This window comes from Bordetella pseudohinzii, from assembly GCF_000657795.2.
GTDB lineage: Bacteria > Pseudomonadota > Gammaproteobacteria > Burkholderiales > Burkholderiaceae_B > Bordetella > Bordetella pseudohinzii.
Genome location: NZ_JHEP02000001.1, coordinates 456,750 through 475,928, shown reverse-complemented (window position 1 = coordinate 475,928; position 19,179 = coordinate 456,750). Strand labels below are relative to the sequence as shown.

The 19,179-nt window shown below is 63.7% G+C and carries 19 protein-coding genes and 1 tRNA gene; 14 read left to right on the top strand and 6 right to left on the bottom strand.

Going from position 1 to position 19,179, the window contains the following annotated elements:
* Positions 1 to 13 precede the first annotated feature (13 nt).
* On the bottom strand, positions 14 to 1,204 hold the full coding sequence (gene dapC / locus L540_RS02080) for a succinyldiaminopimelate transaminase (protein ID WP_043208559.1): 1,191 nt from the start codon (positions 1,202 to 1,204) through the stop codon (positions 14 to 16).
* A 45-nt stretch (positions 1,205 to 1,249) separates the two neighbouring features.
* On the opposite strand from dapC, the gene L540_RS02075 reads away from it, so the two are divergent.
* Positions 1,250 to 1,336, top strand: a tRNA-Leu gene (locus L540_RS02075).
* A 166-nt stretch (positions 1,337 to 1,502) separates the two neighbouring features.
* Here the strand turns inward: L540_RS02075 and L540_RS02070 are convergent.
* Complete coding sequence (locus tag L540_RS02070; protein ID WP_043208557.1) at positions 1,503 to 1,877, bottom strand: DCC1-like thiol-disulfide oxidoreductase family protein; 375 nt, start codon at positions 1,875 to 1,877, stop codon at positions 1,503 to 1,505.
* A 304-nt stretch (positions 1,878 to 2,181) separates the two neighbouring features.
* On the opposite strand from L540_RS02070, the gene L540_RS02065 reads away from it, so the two are divergent.
* Positions 2,182 to 3,219, top strand: a complete 1,038-nt coding sequence (locus tag L540_RS02065) for an autotransporter outer membrane beta-barrel domain-containing protein (RefSeq protein WP_082149518.1) — start codon at positions 2,182 to 2,184, stop codon at positions 3,217 to 3,219.
* Between the two features lie 93 nt (positions 3,220 to 3,312).
* Here the strand turns inward: L540_RS02065 and L540_RS02060 are convergent, their stop codons facing one another.
* Positions 3,313 to 3,630, bottom strand: a complete 318-nt coding sequence (locus L540_RS02060; RefSeq protein WP_043208555.1) for a DUF4148 domain-containing protein — start codon at positions 3,628 to 3,630, stop codon at positions 3,313 to 3,315.
* Positions 3,631 to 4,041: 411 nt separating this feature from the next.
* Here L540_RS02060 and L540_RS21410 point away from each other — a divergent pair, with 411 nt between their 5' ends.
* The 6 genes from L540_RS21410 (at position 4,042) to L540_RS02030 (ending at position 7,393) form a co-directional block, all read left to right on the top strand.
* Positions 4,042 to 5,028: an autotransporter outer membrane beta-barrel domain-containing protein gene (locus L540_RS21410; RefSeq protein ID WP_068945284.1), complete on the top strand. Its 987-nt coding sequence runs from the start codon at positions 4,042 to 4,044 to the stop codon at positions 5,026 to 5,028.
* A 54-nt stretch (positions 5,029 to 5,082) separates the two neighbouring features.
* Entirely contained in the window at positions 5,083 to 5,370 is a 288-nt protein-coding gene (locus tag L540_RS02050; RefSeq protein ID WP_043208553.1) for a hypothetical protein, read from the top strand.
* A gap of 30 nt (positions 5,371 to 5,400) precedes the next feature.
* Complete coding sequence (locus L540_RS02045; protein ID WP_043208552.1) at positions 5,401 to 5,721, top strand: hypothetical protein; 321 nt, start codon at positions 5,401 to 5,403, stop codon at positions 5,719 to 5,721.
* Between the two features lie 318 nt (positions 5,722 to 6,039).
* A complete protein-coding gene (locus L540_RS02040) occupies positions 6,040 to 6,243 on the top strand; it encodes a cold-shock protein (protein ID WP_005014599.1) in 204 nt (67 codons plus the stop codon).
* A gap of 128 nt (positions 6,244 to 6,371) precedes the next feature.
* The gene (locus L540_RS02035) at positions 6,372 to 6,923 is read left to right on the top strand and encodes a DUF924 family protein (protein WP_043208550.1); all 552 of its coding nucleotides are present in this window, start codon (positions 6,372 to 6,374) and stop codon (positions 6,921 to 6,923) included.
* A 263-nt stretch (positions 6,924 to 7,186) separates the two neighbouring features.
* Positions 7,187 to 7,393, top strand: a complete 207-nt coding sequence (locus L540_RS02030; RefSeq protein WP_029580519.1) for a cold-shock protein — start codon at positions 7,187 to 7,189, stop codon at positions 7,391 to 7,393.
* Between the two features lie 53 nt (positions 7,394 to 7,446).
* On the opposite strand, the gene L540_RS02025 is transcribed toward L540_RS02030, so the two are convergent.
* A complete protein-coding gene (locus L540_RS02025) occupies positions 7,447 to 7,986 on the bottom strand; it encodes a TIGR00645 family protein (RefSeq protein ID WP_043208548.1) in 540 nt (179 codons plus the stop codon).
* A gap of 204 nt (positions 7,987 to 8,190) precedes the next feature.
* Here L540_RS02025 and tig point away from each other — a divergent pair, with 204 nt between their 5' ends.
* From tig to L540_RS01995, 6 genes are all read left to right on the top strand, one after another.
* Entirely contained in the window at positions 8,191 to 9,501 is a 1,311-nt protein-coding gene (gene tig, locus L540_RS02020; protein WP_043208547.1) for a trigger factor, read from the top strand.
* A gap of 2 nt (positions 9,502 to 9,503) precedes the next feature.
* On the top strand, positions 9,504 to 10,157 hold the full coding sequence (gene clpP / locus L540_RS02015) for an ATP-dependent Clp endopeptidase proteolytic subunit ClpP (RefSeq protein ID WP_043208546.1): 654 nt from the start codon (positions 9,504 to 9,506) through the stop codon (positions 10,155 to 10,157).
* 104 nt (positions 10,158 to 10,261) lie between these two features.
* A complete protein-coding gene (gene clpX, locus L540_RS02010) occupies positions 10,262 to 11,560 on the top strand; it encodes an ATP-dependent Clp protease ATP-binding subunit ClpX (RefSeq protein ID WP_043208545.1) in 1,299 nt (432 codons plus the stop codon).
* 166 nt (positions 11,561 to 11,726) lie between these two features.
* Entirely contained in the window at positions 11,727 to 14,162 is a 2,436-nt protein-coding gene (gene lon, locus L540_RS02005; protein ID WP_043208542.1) for an endopeptidase La, read from the top strand.
* An 800-nt stretch (positions 14,163 to 14,962) separates the two neighbouring features.
* Positions 14,963 to 16,147 (top strand): hypothetical protein, encoded by a 1,185-nt coding sequence (locus tag L540_RS02000; protein WP_048025739.1) that lies wholly within the window; start codon positions 14,963 to 14,965, stop codon positions 16,145 to 16,147.
* Between the two features lie 38 nt (positions 16,148 to 16,185).
* Positions 16,186 to 17,031 (top strand): autotransporter outer membrane beta-barrel domain-containing protein, encoded by an 846-nt coding sequence (locus tag L540_RS01995; RefSeq protein WP_231584729.1) that lies wholly within the window; start codon positions 16,186 to 16,188, stop codon positions 17,029 to 17,031.
* Between the two features lie 51 nt (positions 17,032 to 17,082).
* On the opposite strand, the gene lexA is transcribed toward L540_RS01995, so the two are convergent.
* Both lexA and L540_RS01985 read right to left on the bottom strand, forming a co-directional pair.
* Positions 17,083 to 17,736 carry a transcriptional repressor LexA gene (lexA, locus tag L540_RS01990; RefSeq protein ID WP_043211471.1) on the bottom strand — a complete coding sequence of 218 codons (654 nt, stop codon included), beginning with the start codon at positions 17,734 to 17,736 and terminating at the stop codon, positions 17,083 to 17,085.
* Positions 17,737 to 17,914: 178 nt separating this feature from the next.
* Positions 17,915 to 19,117: an amino acid aminotransferase gene (locus tag L540_RS01985; RefSeq protein WP_043211472.1), complete on the bottom strand. Its 1,203-nt coding sequence runs from the start codon at positions 19,115 to 19,117 to the stop codon at positions 17,915 to 17,917.
* Positions 19,118 to 19,179: the final 62 nt, after the last annotated feature.

Sequence of the window (19,179 nt, the reverse complement as noted above, 5' to 3'; positions counted from 1 at the left end):
TTTCAAAGGTTGGTCAAACGGAAGTCTTGATGAAATGGGCGATGCGCTCGGCGGCCTCCACGCATTGCGCCAAGGGGGCCACCAGCGCGATGCGCACGCGGCCGGCGCCCGGATTGACGCCGTGCGCCTCGCGGGCCAGAAAACTGCCCGGCAGCACGGTCACGCCCGTGCGGCCATACAGATCGCGCGCGAAGGCCGTGTCCGAACCCGGCGTGGGCGCCCACAGATAAAACGCCGCATCGGGCATGCGCACATCCATCACGCGCTGAAGTATAGGCACTACCGCCTCGAACTTGGCGCGATACTCGCGGCGATTCTCGGCCACATGGGTCTCGTCCGTCCAGGCCGCCACGCTGGCCGCGGCGATCACCGGGCTCATGGCGCTGCCATGATAGGTGCGATACAGCAGGAAGCGGCCGATCAGGCGGGCGTCGCCGGCCACGAAACCCGAGCGCATGCCCGGCACGTTCGAGCGCTTGGACAGGCTGGAGAAAGCCACCACGTTGCGGTAGTCGTCGCGGCCCAGGCGGCGCGCGGCCTGCAGGCTGCCCAGGGGCGCCTGATCGAAATAGATCTCCGAATAGCACTCGTCGGAGGCGATCACGAAACCATGGCGGTCGGAAAGCTCGAACAGCACGCGCCAGTCTTCCAGCGACATCACGTTGCCGGCCGGATTGCCCGGCGAGCACACGAAAACCAGCTGCGCGCGCTTCCAGACGTCCTCGGGCACCGTTGCCCAATCGCAGGCGAAATTGCGCGCCGGGTCGGCATTGACGTAATAGGGCGTGGCGCCGGCCAGCAAGGCGGCGCCTTCGTAGATCTGATAGAAAGGATTGGGGCAGATCACCAGGGCGCCGGCGGTCGGATCCACCACGGCCTGCGTAAAGGCGAACAGCGCCTCGCGCGAACCCAGCACCGGCAGCACCTCGCGATCGGCGTCCGGCGCCGGGATGCTGTAGCGCTGCGCCAGCCATTGCGCGATCGCCTGGCGCAAGGCGGGCTCGCCCTTGGTGGTCGGATAGACCGACAAGCCCTGCAGATTGGCGCATAGCGCCTCGCCCACGCGCGCGGGGGCGGCATGCTTGGGCTCGCCGATGGAAAGATTGATGGGGGTCAGCCCTTCGGGCGGCGTGCCGGCCTCGGCCAGCAGGGCGCGCAGTTTCTCGAAGGGATAGGGATGCAGGGCATCAAGTCTGGGATTCATAGAGCAAGATTTTAACAAGCAAGCTACAATAGCGGGCTTGGCCTTGCGAAGGTGGCGAAATTGGTAGACGCACCAGGTTTAGGTCCTGACGCCGTAACAGGTGTGCGGGTTCGAGTCCCGCCCTTCGCACCACTATATTCCTTATGGATCAGGGGCTTGGGTTTATTCTTCCAAGCATGATCCGGGCCGCCGGCCGCCGCGAGGGCTTGCCGGTATCCCGCAATAGCGCGCCGTCCTGGCGCGGCCATGTCAGGCCGCCCTGGAGCCGGCGCGTTTTTGTTGGTGCGGTCGGCGCGTGCTAGCCGTGGATATTATGGCGGCCGCGCAGCTTCAGGCTGATATTCCGCCCGGCGCGCAGCAGGGGATAGAAGGCGCGGGACAGCGCCCGGTGCCGGAACAGTCGGGCATTGAGCCGATTGAAGCAATCATTGTTCGAACTCAGCAGCGCCAGCCGGTGGATGCAATCGGCGCCCCAGTAGTCCTGGCCGTCCAGGTGGAGCAGCATGCCCTGGTCGAGATCGTAGCCCCGTTGCAGGCACTGGGCGGCAAGGTCGGGGTGGTCGCGGGCGTTGAGCATCTCGATGGGGCCCGCGGCCTTGCGCAGTCGCACCAGCCGCGCGTAGTTCGCGCAGAAAGGGCAATCGCTGTCATAGAGAAGAAAGTTCGGGCTCATGGGGGGATTTTGCCGCGAAATCCGGGGCGCCGTCTTTGTGTTCGCCTTGCATGCAGCGCCGCCCGCTGCCGCGAGGGCGAGTGTCCGCGCAATCTTGCTCAGTTGCTACGAAACGTTTGATGCGGCGCGCGCCCATGGAGGGCGGCGGCCAGCGCCGGCCGCCTGCAAGAAAGGAACAGCTTCTACCCGCCGGAAACGGGATATGACGCTCATGCGCCGTCGCCAGCAAAAGCCGGTCACGGTCTTCTGCGCGGTCCGCCGATAGGATCAGGGCATCCCCGCTCCAGCGCACAGGAGATGCTTCATGATTCGCCTAAGAGTGATCGGGCAAGCTGGCTGCATTGCCATGGCCATATTTCTCGGGAAAGCGTGGGGCGCGCAGCCGACCGCGGGCTCGGCGCGGGCGGCCGCCGCCGCGGCCGCCGCGGCCCAGCTCAAGGCCATCCAGGCCAGCCGGCAGCAGGCTATCCGGCAGCTTGCCAGGCAGCGCACCCGGCAGGCCGTCGCGCTGTCGCAAACGTCGGGGCTGCTGCTGCTCGAGGCCCAGATGGTGGGGGTGCAGCAGCGCATGGGGGCCTTGCGCGATGGCGGCAAGGCCGGGCTTTGGGCTACCGGCGGCGGCAGCCGTCTGCATGCCGATACCGACGATACCCCGGCATTCAAGGCGCGGATGGGTTATGGCGCGGTCGGCGGCGATTACGGCTGGCGGCTCGGGCGCGGATCTTTGTACGTGGGCCTCTATGGCGGCACGGGTCAGGCGGATATCGACGATGGCGAGATCATCAGCGGCAAGCTCAAGCGCCGGTTTGTCGGCAGCTATCTCACGTATTTTGAAGAGAACGGCTGGTATGTGGATCTGGCCTCGCAACTGGGGTCCTTGAAGTCCGAGATCCAGGTGGAGATGCCCGAGATTGACCGGGTCTACGACGACGAGGATACGCACCAGGCCTTTACCGGCAGCATCGAAACGGGCTATCACTTCGCATTGCGCGATGACTGGTTTGTCGAACCCCAGGCGCAATTGCTCTACGAACGCAGCAGCCAGCATTCGGTCGTGGGCCGGCTGGGCGTGCGCGCGGGCCGTGACCTGTCATTGTCGGAAGATGGGCGGCTGCAGCCGTATCTGACCCTGTCGTATCTTGCGCAGCTGGCCGAGGACGACGAGGTCGACTATGGCGGCGAGAGCGTCGAGGCCGCCCTGCCAGGCGATCGTTGGCGCGTGGGGGCGGGTCTTGCCTTCGACCAGGGGTCGCATCGTGCCTATGCGGATCTGCGTTACGGCCATGGCTCGGACGTCTCCCAGGAAACCGCCGTGATGCTGGGTTATGCCTACCGTTTCTAGCCGGCGCTTCAAAAAAGACAGGACGCCGGCTTGCGCCGGCGTCCTGCTTACCGCTACGGACCCGGGGGTCCGGTACTGCTCGCTACAAAAACATCAGTTCTGATAGTCCAGTTCGCCGAAGCTGTACTGGCCGCTGGCCTTGGATTGGGCCAGTTCGGCCTTGACCTGGTCGCGGCTCAGCGACGCGGCGCGGGCCTGCACGGGCGGGTAGTCCAGTTCGCCAAAAGTGTATTGGCCGTCGGCCTTGGCTTGCTGGAGATCCGCCGCGACCTGGGCGCGCGTGGCCGAACTGTCGTTCTGGCTATAGACGCCCTGGAAGGGGATGTTGTTGGGTTCGATGTTCTGGGATGCATAGGCACCGGCGCTCAGGGCGGCCAGGGAAACCAGTACAGCGCTAGCAAGGGTCTTCATGATGATTCCTCCGATTCGTTTGGATCTGGGATCCGGACTCGGCGGCCTCTCCGTCGAAGTTCGTTGTTGTTCCCAATGACTGCATTGTGCGCCGTCAAATCACTGGGATAAACCCTTGGTTATGAGAAAAATTATTCCATTTTTAGTGGTAATAAATTATTTATTGGCTTTATTGTCTATGGTTATGGGATTGTGGGTGACCGTCTAGGCTGGCTTACGAAAGCCTGTCGCAATCCATAGAAGCAAGATACGATCAGACATCCGAGCGGTAGTCCGAACTTCTGACGGCAGGAGTGGGCCGCCGGGCAGCATGTAAGCAAGAGCGTCTCGATTGCAAACATTTCAGGGAGCGGCTTCATGGTCCAGCGGCGGTTGGTCAGCTATGGTGTGTGTCTGTGCGCGGTAATAGCCTTGGGGCAGGCCCCGGCATGGGGGGCCCGGCCCTCGATCCGCGGGGTCCATCTCGAAGTCGACAGAGCGCCCCAGGCCCAGGCCCTGCCGACGGCGACAGTCAGCCAGATCAAGGCGCTGGTCGCGGAGCGCACGCGCCAGGCCGTGGCCATGACCCAGACCGCGGGCATTCTCCTGCTCGACGCGCAGATGGGCACCCTGCAGCAGCGTATGTGGGAGCTGCGCGACGGCCGCGATGGCGGCCTCTGGGTCCGTCTGGGCGGCACGGACTATCATGCCGACACCAGCGATACGCCGGCTTTCAAAGAACGTCTCAAATACGGTTCGCTGGGCGGTGACTACGGCTGGAAACTCGGCAAAGGCACCCTGTTCCTGGGCGGCTATGTGGGGATGGGCAAGGCCGACGTCCATGATGATGGCGGCCCCCTGAATGGCGAGATCAGGAATTACTACGCCGGCAGCTATCTCACCTATTTCGAGCCTGAAGGCTGGTATGTCGACCTGGCCACGCGGGTCGGCCGCATGAAGCTGGATTTCAAGGTGGATATTCCCGAGATCAACAAAACCTACGATGCCGACGACAAGCATGCGGCCTTCACGGGCAGCCTGGAGACCGGCTATCACTTCGCCTTGCCTCGGGCCTGGTTCGTCGAGCCCCAGGCGCAACTGCTGTACGAACATAGCAGCCAGCATTCGGTGATCGGCCGGCTGGGGGTGCGCGCCGGCCGCGACTTCGCCTTGTCGGGGGGCGGTAATGTCCGCCCCTACGTGACGCTGTCCTATCTGGCGCAATTGTCCAATGACAACACCGTCGATTATGGCGGCGATTCCTTCAAGGCAGCCTTGCCGGGCAATCGCTGGCGAGTGGGCGGCGGCATTGCCCTGGACTCGGGCCCGCATCGCGCCTTCGCCGATCTGCGCTATGGGCACGGCTCGGATATCTCGCGCGAGCTGACCCTGGTGCTGGGCTACGCCTATCGCTTCTGAGGGGCAGGGGCCCGCCGCCTATAATGCGCGCGTCGCAATCGCGCGGAGTCCTGCATGCCCTACGAGAGCCTTTTCTGGTCCATGGCCGCCATCGTCGCGTTCGCCTTGTGCGCGGGCGTGCTCGCCGGCTGTTTGAAGACGCTGGGCGCCACGCTGTCCGGCGTGGTCCTGGCCGCTGCCCTGGTGCTGGCCATGGTGGTTTCGTTGGCCCAGGGCCGGGAAACGGATGGCATGGCTTTGCCGTTGGGCCTGGCCTCGGGCCTTTTCTGCCTGGTGATCGCCTGCGCGTGCGCACTCTTGACCCGGCGCATCCGGCGCCGCAATTTGGGCGCGCAACCCTGAGGCGCCGTTTCCGCCAACTAGGAAGCATCAATGGAAATCATCAGCCGCCAGACCGGCGAATTTGAATCGGGCATCAGCCTGGAAACCACGATGGATGGCGCCAGCTTCGGCGTCTATATCGTCCTGGGCGCACCGGACCTCGATGCCATCGCGGACTTTGTTCCGCCCGAGGCCCTGGCCGAAGGCGCCTCCATCCATGCGGCTTCCGTGGACACGGTGGACGGCGCCCAGGAACAGATCGACGAGGTGCTCGAGAACCTCAATCCGGCCGATGTGGTCGTGTTCTTCTGCGCGGATGCGGACTGTTTCGCCGCCGCGCTCGACCTGTTGGGCCTGCCGGTGGACGATTGAGCGCCCAAGCGGCCCTGTTTAGCACAGTTTTTGGGCTATCCCCTTGATTATTAGTAAATAAGACGTCCGCAAATATTTGCGCGAACATAAAGCAGGCCGTAACGGCCGTTTCTATTTGTTGCATTCTTGGGACGCCTTTTTATGGATTATCTTGACTTAGGAGAGGAACCTGACGATAGTGTCGGCACGAGAGATCAAGTGTTGCGAAGTCTGTTCAGTGCCGTGCCTTTTCCGGCGTCCGTTATTGTCCTGCTGTCCCCTCCTTGATTGCATCGTGGCTCCGGGTGCGTCCGCACCCACTATCTTAGGAAATACAGTATGGAAACCGGCGTCGTTAAGTGGTTCAACGCAGAGAAAGGTTATGGCTTCATCACCCCCGAATCGGGCGGTAAGGATCTGTTCGCACATTTCTCCGAGATCCAGTCCAATGGCTTCAAGACCCTCGAAGAGAACCAGCGCGTGAGCTACGTCACGGCGATGGGCCCCAAGGGTCCCCAGGCTACCAAGATTCAGATCATCTAATAAGTCACTGAATCCCGGCCACAGCCGAAGCCCCGCAAGGGGCTTTTTTGTTGCCTGCGAGGGCGTGGCGCGGCCTGGGCGGCCTTGGGCCGACGGGCCCCGCGCGCCCTCGTTTTCAGGAGTCCGACATGTCTTGTTCACCATCTTGCCAGGCTGCCGATGTGGTCGGCTTCTGGCGCCAGGCCGGCCCGCGGCGCTGGTTCGCCCGCGATGCGGACTTCGATCGGGAGTTCCGCGAGCGTTTCCTGGAGGCGCATTACGCCGCCGCCCGGGGCGAGCTGGCGCACTGGGAAGGGGATGCCGAGGGCGTGCTGGCGCTCTTGGTGCTGCTGGATCAATTCCCGCGCAATGCGTTTCGCGGCACGGCCCATATGTTCGCGACGGACGGCCTGGCGCTGGCGGTCGCGCGGCGGGCCGTCGCGCGCGGCCTCGATTTGGCCGTGGAGGCGGAATTGCGGCCGTTCATTTATTTGCCCTATGAGCATGCCGAAAATATCGCGGCCCAGGATGAGGCGGTTCGGTTAATGACGCCGCTCGGTGGAGAAACCTTGCGCTATGCCTTTATCCATCGGGATGTTATTGCGCGTTTTGGTCGGTTTCCGCACCGAAATGCCAGCCTGGGCCGGGATACCCTGCCCGAGGAACAGTATTTTCTCGACAATGGCGGATTTGCGGGATGAATAATGGAGCTGGGGCGCGGAATATTCGAGTCCGGCTGTTGTGTTGTATGCACGCACGGGGTCAATGTTGTTTCCGGGCGTAACTTTTGTTCCAAGAATCAGGGATGTTACGTTCGGTTTGACCGTTGCATAAAAACACTCCTACACTGATCCAGCGAGGTCAAGCGACGCGGTACAGGTCCTATGTCGCAAGCGTGTTTCCCGTCCCATCCTTGGCGTCCGGCATCCCGCGAGCAATCGCCTCTTTGGTTCAAGGACAGTTCATGGCAACCGGTATTGTTAAGTGGTTCAACGCTGAAAAGGGCTACGGATTCATCCTGCCCGACGATGGTGGCAAGGACCTCTTCGCGCATTACTCCGAAATTCGCAGTGAAGGATACAAAACGCTGCAGGAAAATCAGCGTGTTTCTTTTGAGATCGGCGAAGGCCCGAAGGGCCCCAGTGCGAAAAACATCAAGATCATCGCCTGAAGCCTGAAATGAAATAAGCCCCGTCGCCGGGGCTTATTTCATTTGCGCGGTGCTCAGTGCCCGTTGTTGCTGGTGAGGCGGTCCACGTAGGCAATGCCGATGGCCGACAGGATGAACACCACGTGGATGATGGTCTGCCACATGATGCCGGTCTCCGTGAAGCGCGTATTGGCCGAGCCCAGGCTGCCGGCTTCAATGAAGGTGCGCAGCAGGTGGATGGACGAGATGCCGATGATGGCCATGGCCAGCTTGACCTTGAGCACGCTGGCGTTGACGTGGCTGAGCCACTCGGGCTGGTCGGGATGCCCTTCGAGGCGCAGGCGCGAGACAAAGGTCTCGTAGCCGCCGACGATGACCATGACCAGCAGGTTGGAGATCATCACGACGTCGATAAGTCCCAGGACGAGCAGCATGATGTCCATCTCGCCGAAGCTGCTGGTGTGCGAGACCAGGTGCCACAGTTCCTTGAGGAAGAGAAAGACGTAGACCCCCTGGGCCACGATCAGGCCGAGGTAGAGGGGCAGTTGCAGCCAGCGGGAGCTGAAGATGAGGGCGGGCAGGAGGCCGAGCGAGGGACGTTGTTCGGGGTTCATTGTTGCGGGCTTTTTGGCGGTTGAATCAGGCGGCACGCATTCTAGCAACGGTATGCCGCCCGCGGCAGAGGGGGGCGCCAGCCGCCGCGGGGCCGGATCAGGGGCCTTGATCCACGGGCTTTGGGGCTGTTGGGCGACTTTCCGGTAAAATTGCCGGTTTACCTGGTTCGATTTCTTCTCATCCCTCGGAAAATAGGTCTTTTAATGCAGCCTGTGGTTGAAACCCTCTCCGGCCTGGAGCGCCGTGTTGATCTGGCCATTTCGGTGGCCGACGTGGAAAAGGAAGTCCAGGCGCAGCTCAAGCGCGTGGCCCGCACCGCCAAGGTGCCGGGTTTCCGTCCCGGCAAGGCGCCGATGGCCATGCTCGAGCGCAGCCATGGTCCGAGCATCCGCTACGACGTGATCAATTCCCAAGTCGGCCGCGCCTTTGAGCAGGCCGTCGAAGGCGCCCAATTGCGCGTGGCCGGCAGCCCCTCGCTGGAGCCCAAGACGGAAGGCGTGGACGAAGGCACGCTGGCCTTCTCGGCCACCTTCGAGGTCTATCCCGAAGTCGCCGTGCCCGACCTCTCCGCCCTGGCCGTCACCCGCTACGAAACCGAAGTCAGCGACGCTGAAGTCAACAAGACGCTGGACGTCCTGCGCAAGCAGCGCGCCACCTACGAAACCCGTGAAGGCCGCGCGGCCCAGGACGATGACCGCGTCATCCTGGATTTCGCCGGCACCATCGACGGCGTGCCCTTCGAAGGCGGCAAGGCCGAAGACTTCCCCTTCGTCCTCGGCCAGGGCCGCATGCTGCCCGAATTCGAAGCCGCTGCCCGCGGCCTGAAGGCCGGTGAAACCAAGGTCTTCCCGCTGAGCTTCCCCGAGGACTACCAAGGCAAGGAAGTCGCCGGCAAGACCGCCGAGTTCACCATCACCATCAAGGAAGTCGCCGAGGCTGTCCTGCCGGCCGTCGACGCCGAATTCGCCAAGTCGCTGGGCCAGGCCGATGCCGACGTCGAAAAGCTCAAGGCCGACATCCGCAGCAACATCGAGCGTGAGGTCAAGGTCCGTTCGCAAGGCCGCACCAAGACCAGCGTGATGGATTCCCTGGTCGAGGCCGCCAAGTTCGACGTGCCCAAGGCGCTGGTGGACAACGATGTGCAGGGCCGCATTGCCCAGGCCCGCGAAGAGCTCAAGCAGCGCGGCGTGCCCAATGCCGACACCATGCCCATGCCGGCCGAAGTGTTCGCCGCCGAGTCCGAGCGCCGCGTGCGCCTGGGCCTGCTGGTGTCGGAACTGGTCAAGCAAGCCCAGCTGCAAGCCAAGCCCGAGCAGGTCCGCGCCCGCATCGAAGAGTTCGCCCAGAACTACGAGCAGCCGGCCCAGGTTGTCAGCTACTATCTGTCGGACCGCCAGCGCCGCGCTGAAATCGAAGCGATCGTGCTGGAGGACAACGTGGTGGCCTACGTGCTGGAAAAGGCCAAGGTAACCGATGAAAAGGTTCCCTTCGATCAGTTGATGGGGATGGCATAACTATGCAGCGATTCACCGATTTCTATGCGGCAATGCACGGCGGGGCGTCGGTGACGCCCACCGGCCTGGGCTATATCCCGATGGTGATAGAGCAGTCCGGCCGCGGCGAGCGCGCCTATGACATTTACTCGCGCCTGTTGCGCGAACGCCTGATCTTCCTGGTCGGGCCGGTCAATGACGCCACGGCCAACCTGGTCGTCGCCCAGCTGCTGTTCCTGGAATCGGAGAATCCTGACAAGGACATTTCGTTCTACATCAACTCGCCTGGCGGGTCGGTGTATGCCGGGATGGCCATTTACGACACCATGCAGTTCGTCAAGCCCGATGTGTCCACGCTGTGCACCGGGCTGGCGGCCAGCATGGGGGCCTTCCTGCTGGCCGCGGGCAAGAAGGGCAAGCGTTTCTCGCTGCCCAACTCCCGCATCATGATTCACCAGCCCTCGGGCGGCGCCCAGGGCCAGGCCAGCGATATCCAGATCCAGGCCAAGGAAATCCTGGACCTGCGCGAGCGCCTGAACCGCATCCTGGCCGAGAATACCGGCCAGCCGGTCGAGCGCATCGCCGTAGACACCGAGCGTGACAACTTCATGTCGGCTCAAGATGCGGTATCGTATGGTCTGGTAGACAAGGTTCTGGCCCGACGCGAAGACGTTTGAGTCGTCTTTGCCTGGCTTGCAGGCCCTGCCGCCACGTCCGATAAGCGTTGAATGCGTCCCCCGGTAACTGGGGGCGCATCCTCTACCAGAGACTAGAAACACTTATGCCTGAAAAAAAGGGATCGGCAGACGCAAAAGTGCTGCATTGCTCTTTCTGCAACAAGAGCCAGCACGAGGTCCGCAAGCTGATCGCAGGTCCGTCGGTATTCATCTGCGATGAATGCATCGACCTGTGCAATGACATCATCCGCGAAGAAGCGCAGGCGACTGCGCGCGCGGCAATTCGCTCCGAACTGCCGACCCCGGTTGAGATCAAATCCTTCCTGGACCAGTACGTGATCGGCCAGACGGGCCCCAAGCGCATGCTGGCCGTGGCCGTCTACAACCACTACAAGCGGATCCGCCACGGCGAGATCAAGGGCGACGAGGTCGAGCTGTCCAAGAGCAACATCATGCTGATCGGGCCTACCGGCTCGGGCAAGACGCTGCTCGCGCAAACGCTGGCGCGCATGCTCAACGTTCCCTTCGTGATGGCCGACGCCACCACCCTGACCGAAGCCGGTTACGTGGGCGAGGACGTCGAGAACATCATCCAGAAGCTGCTGCAGAACTGCAATTACGATGTCGAGAAAGCCCAGCGGGCCATCATCTACATCGATGAGATCGACAAGATCTCGCGCAAGTCCGACAACCCCTCGATCACGCGCGACGTCTCGGGCGAGGGCGTGCAGCAGGCGCTTCTGAAGCTGATCGAAGGCACGGTGGCCTCGGTGCCGCCGCAAGGCGGGCGCAAGCATCCCAACCAGGACTTCGTCCAGGTTGACACGACGAACATCCTGTTCATCGTGGGCGGCGCCTTCGACGGCCTGGAAAAAGTCATCCGTGACCGTACCGAAAAATCCGGCATCGGCTTCTCGGCGTCGGTTCGCGCCAAGTCCGAGCGCGGCGTGGGCGAGCTGTTCGGCGAAGCCGAGCCCGAGGATCTGATCAAGTTCGGCCTTATCCCCGAACTGGTCGGCCGCCTGCCGGTGGTGGCCACGCTGGACGAGCTGGACGAGGCCGCCCTGGTGCAGATCCTCACCGAGCCCAAGAACGCCCTGGTCAAGCAGTTCCAGAAGCTCTTCGCGATGGAAGGCGCCGAGCTGGACATCCGTCCGGACGCCCTGACGGCCATTGCTCACAAGGCGCTCAAGCGCAAGACGGGGGCCCGCGGCCTGCGCTCCATCCTGGAATCCGCCTTGCTCGACACCATGTACGATCTGCCCTCGCAGGGCAATGTCAGCCGTGTCGTGCTCGATGGCAACGCCATCGAAGGCGGCGGCAAGCCCCTGCTGATCTACGCCGACGAGAGTGCCGGGTCCGACAAGCCCGGACAAGGCGAGGTCCGAGACGCGGCGGCCTGAGCCGCGAGTTCTGCAAAAAACCCGTCTTTGACGGGTTTTTTTGCATCTTGATGCCGACCGGCGATCTGCATCTTGATTTTTGGGCTATTGTTCCCATATCAGACGTAACCGACGCATCGGCCCACGCAGCCCTTGCGTCCCTCTCATTCACTCTGAGGAACCCCCTATGTCTGCAAGCCAGACCCTGCCTTCAGATCCGATTGACCTGCCCCTGTTGCCCCTGCGCGACGTGGTGGTGTTTCCGCACATGGTTATTCCGCTGTTCGTCGGGCGCCCGCGCTCGATCCGTGCGCTGGAAGTGGCTATGGAAGCGGGCAAGAGCATCATGCTGGTGGCCCAGAAATCCGCCGGCAAGGATGACCCGACTCCCGAGGACGTTTATGACATCGGCTGCGTGGCCAGCATCCTGCAGATGCTCAAGCTGCCCGACGGCACCGTCAAGGTGCTGGTCGAGGGCACGCAGCGCGCCCGCATCAACAGCGTCCAGGACGCCGATTCGCACTTCACCTGCCAGGTCACGCCGATCGCGCCCGACGCCTCGGCCGGTCCCGAGGCCGAGGCCTTGCGCCGCGCCATCGTGGCCCAGTTCGAGCAGTACGTAAAACTCAACAAGAAGATCCCGCCCGAGATCCTGACTTCGCTGGCGGGCATCGACGACGCCGGCCGTCTGGCCGACACGATAGCCGCGCACCTGCCGCTCAAGCTTGAGCAGAAGCAGAAGATGCTGGAAATCGTCCCCACCGCCGAGCGCCTGGAAGGCCTGCTGGCGCAGCTGGAAACCGAGATCGACATTCTTCAGGTCGAAAAGCGTATCCGCGGCCGCGTCAAGAAGCAGATGGAGAAAAGCCAGCGCGACTACTACCTGAATGAGCAGGTCAAGGCCATTCAGAAAGAGTTGGGCGAGGGCGAGGAAGGCGCCGACATCGAAGAGCTCGAGAAGAAAATCATCGCCGCGCACATGCCCAAAGAGGCGCGCAAGAAGGCCGATGCCGAACTCAAAAAGCTCAAGCTGATGTCGCCCATGTCCGCCGAAGCCACGGTGGTGCGCAACTACATCGACACGCTCATCAATCTTCCCTGGAAGAAAAAGAGCAAGATCAACAACTCCATCGCCAATGCCGAGCGGGTGCTGGATGACGACCACTATGGCCTGGAAAAGGTCAAGGAACGCATCCTGGAATACCTCGCGGTGCAGCAGCGCGTGGACAAGGTCAAGGCGCCCATTCTCTGCCTGGTCGGTCCTCCGGGCGTGGGCAAGACCTCGCTGGGGCAGTCCATTGCCAAGGCCACGAACCGCAAGTTCGTGCGCATGGCGCTGGGCGGCGTGCGCGATGAGGCCGAGATCCGTGGCCACCGCCGCACCTATATCGGTTCCATGCCGGGCAAGATCCTGCAGAACATGACCAAGGTGGGCGTGCGCAATCCGCTGTTTTTGCTCGACGAAATCGACAAGCTGGGCATGGACTTCCGTGGCGATCCGTCCTCGGCGCTGCTTGAAGTGCTCGATCCGGAGCAGAACCACACCTTCCAGGACCACTACATCGAGGTCGACTTTGACCTGTCCGATGTGATGTTCGTGGCGACCAGCAATACGCTGAACATTCCGCCGGCCCTGCTGGACCGCATGGAAGTCATCCGTCTGTCGGGCTATACCGAAGACGAGAAGATCCATATCGGCAGCGACCACCTCCTGCCCAAGCTGATGAAGAACAACGGCTTGAAGGAGAATGAGCTGACGGTCGAGGAAAGCGCGCTGCGCGACATCGTGCGCTACTACACCCGCGAGGCCGGGGTGCGCTCGCTGGAACGCGAGGTCGGCAAGATCTGCCGCAAGGTGGTCAAGCAGCTGCTCACGGCCAAGGACAAGGGCGAGCCCGAAAAGGGCCCGATCGTGGTCAATGCCGAGAACCTGAATGACTATCTGGGCGTGCGCCGCTACAGCTTCGGCATGGCCGAGAAGGAAAACCAGATCGGTCAGGTGACGGGGCTGGCCTGGACCGAGGTGGGCGGCGACCTGCTGACCATCGAAGTCGCGGATATGCCCGGCAAGGGCAATATCCAGCGCACCGGTTCGCTGGGCGACGTCATGAAGGAATCGGTCGAGGCCGCGCGCACGGTGGTGCGTTCGCGTGCCCGCCGTCTGGGTTTTGCCGACAGCGTGTTCGAAAAGCACGATATGCACGTGCACGTGCCCGAGGGCGCCACGCCCAAGGACGGTCCGTCTGCGGGTATCGCCATCACCACGGCCATGGTGTCCGCCTTGTCGCGCATTCCGGTGCGCGCCGATGTGGCCATGACGGGCGAGATCACGCTGCGCGGCGAGGTGCTGCCCATCGGCGGCCTGAAGGAAAAACTCCTGGCGGCGCATCGCGGCGGCATCAAGACCGTGCTGATACCGGAAGAGAACGTCAAGGATCTTGCCGAGATCCCTGACAATGTGAAGAACTTCCTGGAGATCGTGCCGGTGCGCTGGATCGACAAGGTGCTGGAGCTGGCGCTGGAGCGTCAGCCCGAGCCCCTGTCGGACGAAGAGGCGGTTAAAGACGCCATCGTGACCAAGCCGTCGGAAACCGGGTCGTCGGATCCCGTGATGAAGCACTGAGGTCGCGCTGGCCGCGGCCAGCTGCCCACGCAACAGGGCGTGAAGGATGCCCCGGCCCCTGAAGTTAGACGGTCGGAAGCTGACGCCCACAGGCCTGAGCCCGGTATCGCACCGGGCTCAGGCCTTTTTATTTCTAGCTTGTATGGAACGCGCTTGTCTTCCCATCCCAATGGTCCTCGTCGTGTACTCGATAACACGGTTGGGGATTCGTACTACAGAAAGTAGGTTTGTGGGGGGGGGGGGGGGTCGGATTTTTCGCTATCGGAAAGGCGAAGGCGCCGGATTTCTGGGCGGCCGCTGTGCGACAGACTATGCATTGATGTCGCGTTGTTCAGCCAGGTAGCGGCGAAAGCGTTATTTCACCTGGCGCCAGTGGATTCTTGACGGGTGCTGCAAAATCAGCGGGGGCCGCAAGGATCGCATATGTTCTTCGTGCCCATTTATGAAGTCAGTGTCCTCAAGACGGTTGGTGTTTCGTTCGTGCGCTGCCGATGACCGGCGTCAGTTAAAGCGCTTCTGCATATATGGCACTTCCTTGCTTGGCGTTTGGCTGGTGCCATCTCAGGCGGTATCGCAGATCAATACGATAACGGGTAGTGGAATAACAATAACGATAGGGGGAGGAGGCCAAGGACAGGGACTCGGTGGCGGTGGGGGAGGCTCTCTAAACATAGAGCAGGGAATCAGCGGCGGGGCAACAATAGGCCAAGGGGGAGGCCTCAGCTCCAATGTCGGGTCCGGCGCCCTCGGCGGTGGCGGCGCGCCCAGTGTGGGCGTCATGCCCGGTGGAGGAGGTGTGCTTGGCGCTGGCCCCAGCGGCGGTGCTGGCGTTGGCTCTGGAGGTGCTCCCGTTGGAGGAGCGGGCTCCGGCGGTGGCGGCAGTGCCGGCTCTGGCGTCGGCCTTCCGGGTGGCCTTCCCTCCGGCGGTGCTGGCGGCCTCAACCCCGGCAGCGGCAGTTCCGGTGGCGGTAGTGGCAGCAGCTCCAACGCTGGTGGCAACCCCGGCGGTGCCAGCAGCCCCAGCGTTAGCGGCAACGTCGGCGGAGGCAGTCGCCCTGGCGTTGGCGGAGCCCCTAGTGGCAGCGGAGTCCCCGGCGCTGTCGCTGCCCCTGGTGGAGGGGGCGATACTGTCGGCGGTCCTGGCGCGGGCGCTGGCGGGAGCAGTTCCGGTGGTGTCATCGGCGCTGGCGGTGGTAACAACCCCACTGTTGGCGGTGTCCCTGGTCCTGCCGGCAATCCCAGCGCTGGCGGCAGTCCTGGTGTTGGAGGAGTCCCTGGTGGCAGCGGAGTCTCTGGTGCTGGTGGCAGTCCTGGCGGCGTTGTCAACCCTGCTGTTGGTGCTCTCCCCAGCACTGGCGGTGCCCCCGTTGGCGGCGTCTCTCCCAGCGGAGCTGGCGGCCGCGGTGGCAACGCTGGCGATGGTAGTAGCAACTCGGGCGGCGGAGTCCCGGGTGGCCCCTCTGGCGGTGCCGGCGTTCCTGGCGCCGTTCCCGGAGTTGGAGGCGTCCCCAACGGTGGCCCCCCTGGTGTTGCCGGCGGTCCTGGCGGCGGTAGTGGCGCTGCGGTTGGCGGTCCTCCTGGCAATGGCGGCGCCTCCGTTGGCGGCGTTCCCCCCGGTGGCGCTGGCGGTAATGCCGGCGGTGGAGGCGGTCGCGGCGCGAGTGGCAGTCCGGGGGGCGGCGGTCGTGCTGCTGACGCTCGACCCGGCAATGGTGGCGCCGCCGCCGGTGGTGCTGGCGGCGCCGCCGGGGTTGGAGGAGTCCCGGGCGCCGCCGGTGCTCCTGGGGCTGGCGGCGTCCCTGGGGTTGGAGGAGTTCCAGGCGCTGCGGGTGCTCCCGGGCTTGGCGGCGTCCCTGGGGTTGGAGGAGTTCCAGGCGCTGTCCCCGGTGCCGCCGGCGTTGATGGCGTCCCCGGGGGCGAGGCTCCCAATAGCGGTGGCGATCTTGGCGCTGGCCGAGCCGCCGGCGGGGACACCGTGGATTTAGGGATGCACAGCGCGTCGATGGGGATTTGGCTGGCGGAGATGAACGCCCTGAGCAAGCGTATGGGCGAATTGCGCCTGACGCCGGCGGCCAGCGGTGTGTGGGGACGCGCATTCGGACAGCACCAGCACCTGAAGGTCAACGCAGCAGATCGACTCAGCCAGACCGTGGAAGGGATTGAGATCGGCGCCGACAAAGGCTGGTCCGTGCGCCGCGGCCGTTGGTATGTGGGCGGGGTTGCCGGTTACAGCCACGCACGGCGCAAGTGGGATCACAGCGCGCGCGGTGATAGCGATAGCGTGCATGTGGGCGCCTATGCGACCTATATCGGCGACAGCGGCTTTTACGTCGACGGTATTGTGCGGGTCAATCGCTACAAGCACGATGTCAAGGTGAGTCATGCCCGCGGTACCCGTGGGGGCAATTACCGCGCCAACGGCGCGGGACTGTCACTGGAGGCGGGCAAGCGTATCAGCTGGGGGAGTGACTGGTTTGTCGAGCCGCAGCTCGAAATGGCTGTCTTGCATTTGGGTGGCGCACATTACACGGCCAGCAACGGCATGCATGTCGACATCAAGAGCCTTAAGTCCGTGATGGGCCGTGTCGGCCTGCAATTGGGCCGCAAGTTCGACCTGGGCGGCGGCAAGGCGGTGCAGCCTTATGCCAAGCTGAGCTGGTTGCAGGAATTCGATGGCGTAGCCAAGGCGCGCACTGCCGATATGGGGCGTCACCATGTCAGGCTGCGCGGGGGGCGCACCGAGCTGGATCTGGGTCTGGCGGCGGCCTTGGGCAGGAATAGCAGCCTGTTTGCATCCTACGAGTACAGCAAGGGCGCCCGCATCAGCATTCCGTGGAGTTTTCACGTTGGCTATCGGTATACCTGGTAAACCGGCGCCGCGGCGTGTCGCGCGCCGAAACGACGGCGCGCTCATGCCGCTTTAATGCAGGGGCTGGGTGCGGATCAAACCGACGGCGATGCCTTCCAGCGCGAACTCGTCTTCGGGGCTGACGAGGATGGGCGAGAACTCGGGATTTTCGGGCAGCAGCTCGATGCGGCTGCCCTGACGCTGCAGGCGCTTGACGGTGACGTCGTCGCCCAGCCGCGCGACGACGATCTGGCCGTTGCGCGCTTCGGTGGATTTCTTGACGGCGAGCAGGTCGCCTTCGAGGATGCCGGCGTCGCGCATGCTCATGCCGCGCACCTTGAGCAGGTAATCGGGCGCCTGGGCGAAAAGGCCCGGGTCCACGCCGACTTCGCGCTCGACATGCTCGGCCGCGAGGATGGGGCTGCCGGCGGCCACGCGGCCCACCAGCGGCAGCAGCAGCTGCGCCAGGGCGGGGTGGGGCAGCAGGGCCTGGCTGGACGCGGCGGGCTCCGGCCCCTTGAGGCGGATGCCGCGCGAGGCGCCGGCGGTCAGTTCGATGGCGCCCTTGCGCGCCAGGGCCTTCAGGTGGTCTTCGGCGGCGTTGGGCGACCGGAAGCCCAGGGCCTGGGCGATCTCGGCGCGCGTGGGCGGAAAGCCCGTGCGGGCGACGGTCTGCCGGATGAGGTCCAGGATTTCCTGCTGGCGATCCGTGAGTTTGGTGGCCATGGTATTGATCCCATTGATGGCCCGGGGCTTGTATAAACCACGGACTGTATGTATATACAGCGTGATTCTGGGGGACGAAGCGAAAAAAAGCAAGCGGCCCGGAGGCGGGCCTTGAGAGCCGGCGCGCATGAAAAAAGGAGCCCGGAGGCTCCTTTTTGCCGCAAGGCGGGCGATGCGCTTACTTCAGCACGGCGGCGATGGCGGCGGCCACGACGTCGATGTTGCGGCTGTTGAGGGCCGCCACGCAGATGCGGCCGCTGGCCACGGCGTACACGCCGTGCTCTTCACGCAGGCGGTCCACCTGGGCCGAGCTAAGGCCGGAGTAAGAGAACATGCCGCGCTGCTGCAGCACGAAGCTGAAGTCCTGGGTGGCGCCCTGGGCCTTGATCTTCTCGACCAGCTGCTTGCGCATCAGGCGGATGCGGTCGCGCATGCCGGCCAGTTCCTGCTTCCATTCGGCCAGCAGCTCGGGCGTGTTCAGCACGTTGGCGACAACAACGCCGCCATGGGTGGGCGGGTTGGAGTAGTTGGTGCGGATGACGCGCTTGAGCTGGCTCAGCACGCGGGTGGCTTCGTCCTTGTCGCCGGCCACCACGGTCAGGGCGCCCACGCGCTCGCCATAGAGCGAGAAGGACTTCGAGAACGAGGAGCTGATGAACATGGTCATGTCCATGCTGGCGAACAGGCGCACGACCGAAGCGTCCTGCTCCAGGTCTTCGCCGAAGCCCTGGTAGGCGATGTCGAGGAAGGGCACCAGCTTGCGGGCCTTGACCACCTCGGCGATCTGCTTCCATTGTTCGGGGGTCGGATCCACGCCGGTGGGGTTGTGGCAGCAGGCGTGCAGCACGACGATGGTCTGCTCGGGGGCGGCCTTCAGGGCGGCCAGCATGCCTTCGAAGTTCAGGCCACGGGTCGCGGCGTCGTAGTAGGGGTAGGTTTCGACCTTGAAGCCGGAGCGCTCGAACAGGGCGCGATGGTTTTCCCAGCTGGGGTCGCTGATCATGACCTTGGACTGGGGCAGCAGCTGCTTCAGGAAGTCGGCGCCGACTTTCAGGGCGCCCGTGCCGCCCAGGGTCTGGGTGGTCAGCACGCGGCCTTCGGCGGCCAGGGTGGAGTCATTGCCCAGCAGCAGGGTCTGCGCGCCCTTGTTGTAGGCGGCGATGCCTTCGATGGGCAGGTAGCCGCGCGCGGCGGCGGCCTCGACGCGAGCGATTTCAGCCTTGCGAACGGCGCCCAGCAAGGGGATGCGTCCCTCATCGTCGTAATACACGCCCACGCCCAGGTTCACTTTACCGGGACGGGTGTCGGCGTTGTACTGTTCGTTCAGGCCAAGGATGGGATCGCGGGGCGCGAGTTCGACGGAAGCGAAGAGGGTGCTCATGGGACTGGAGAGTATGGGTGGACGCACATTCGTGTGCTGTGGATAATGGGGGGTTTACCCTC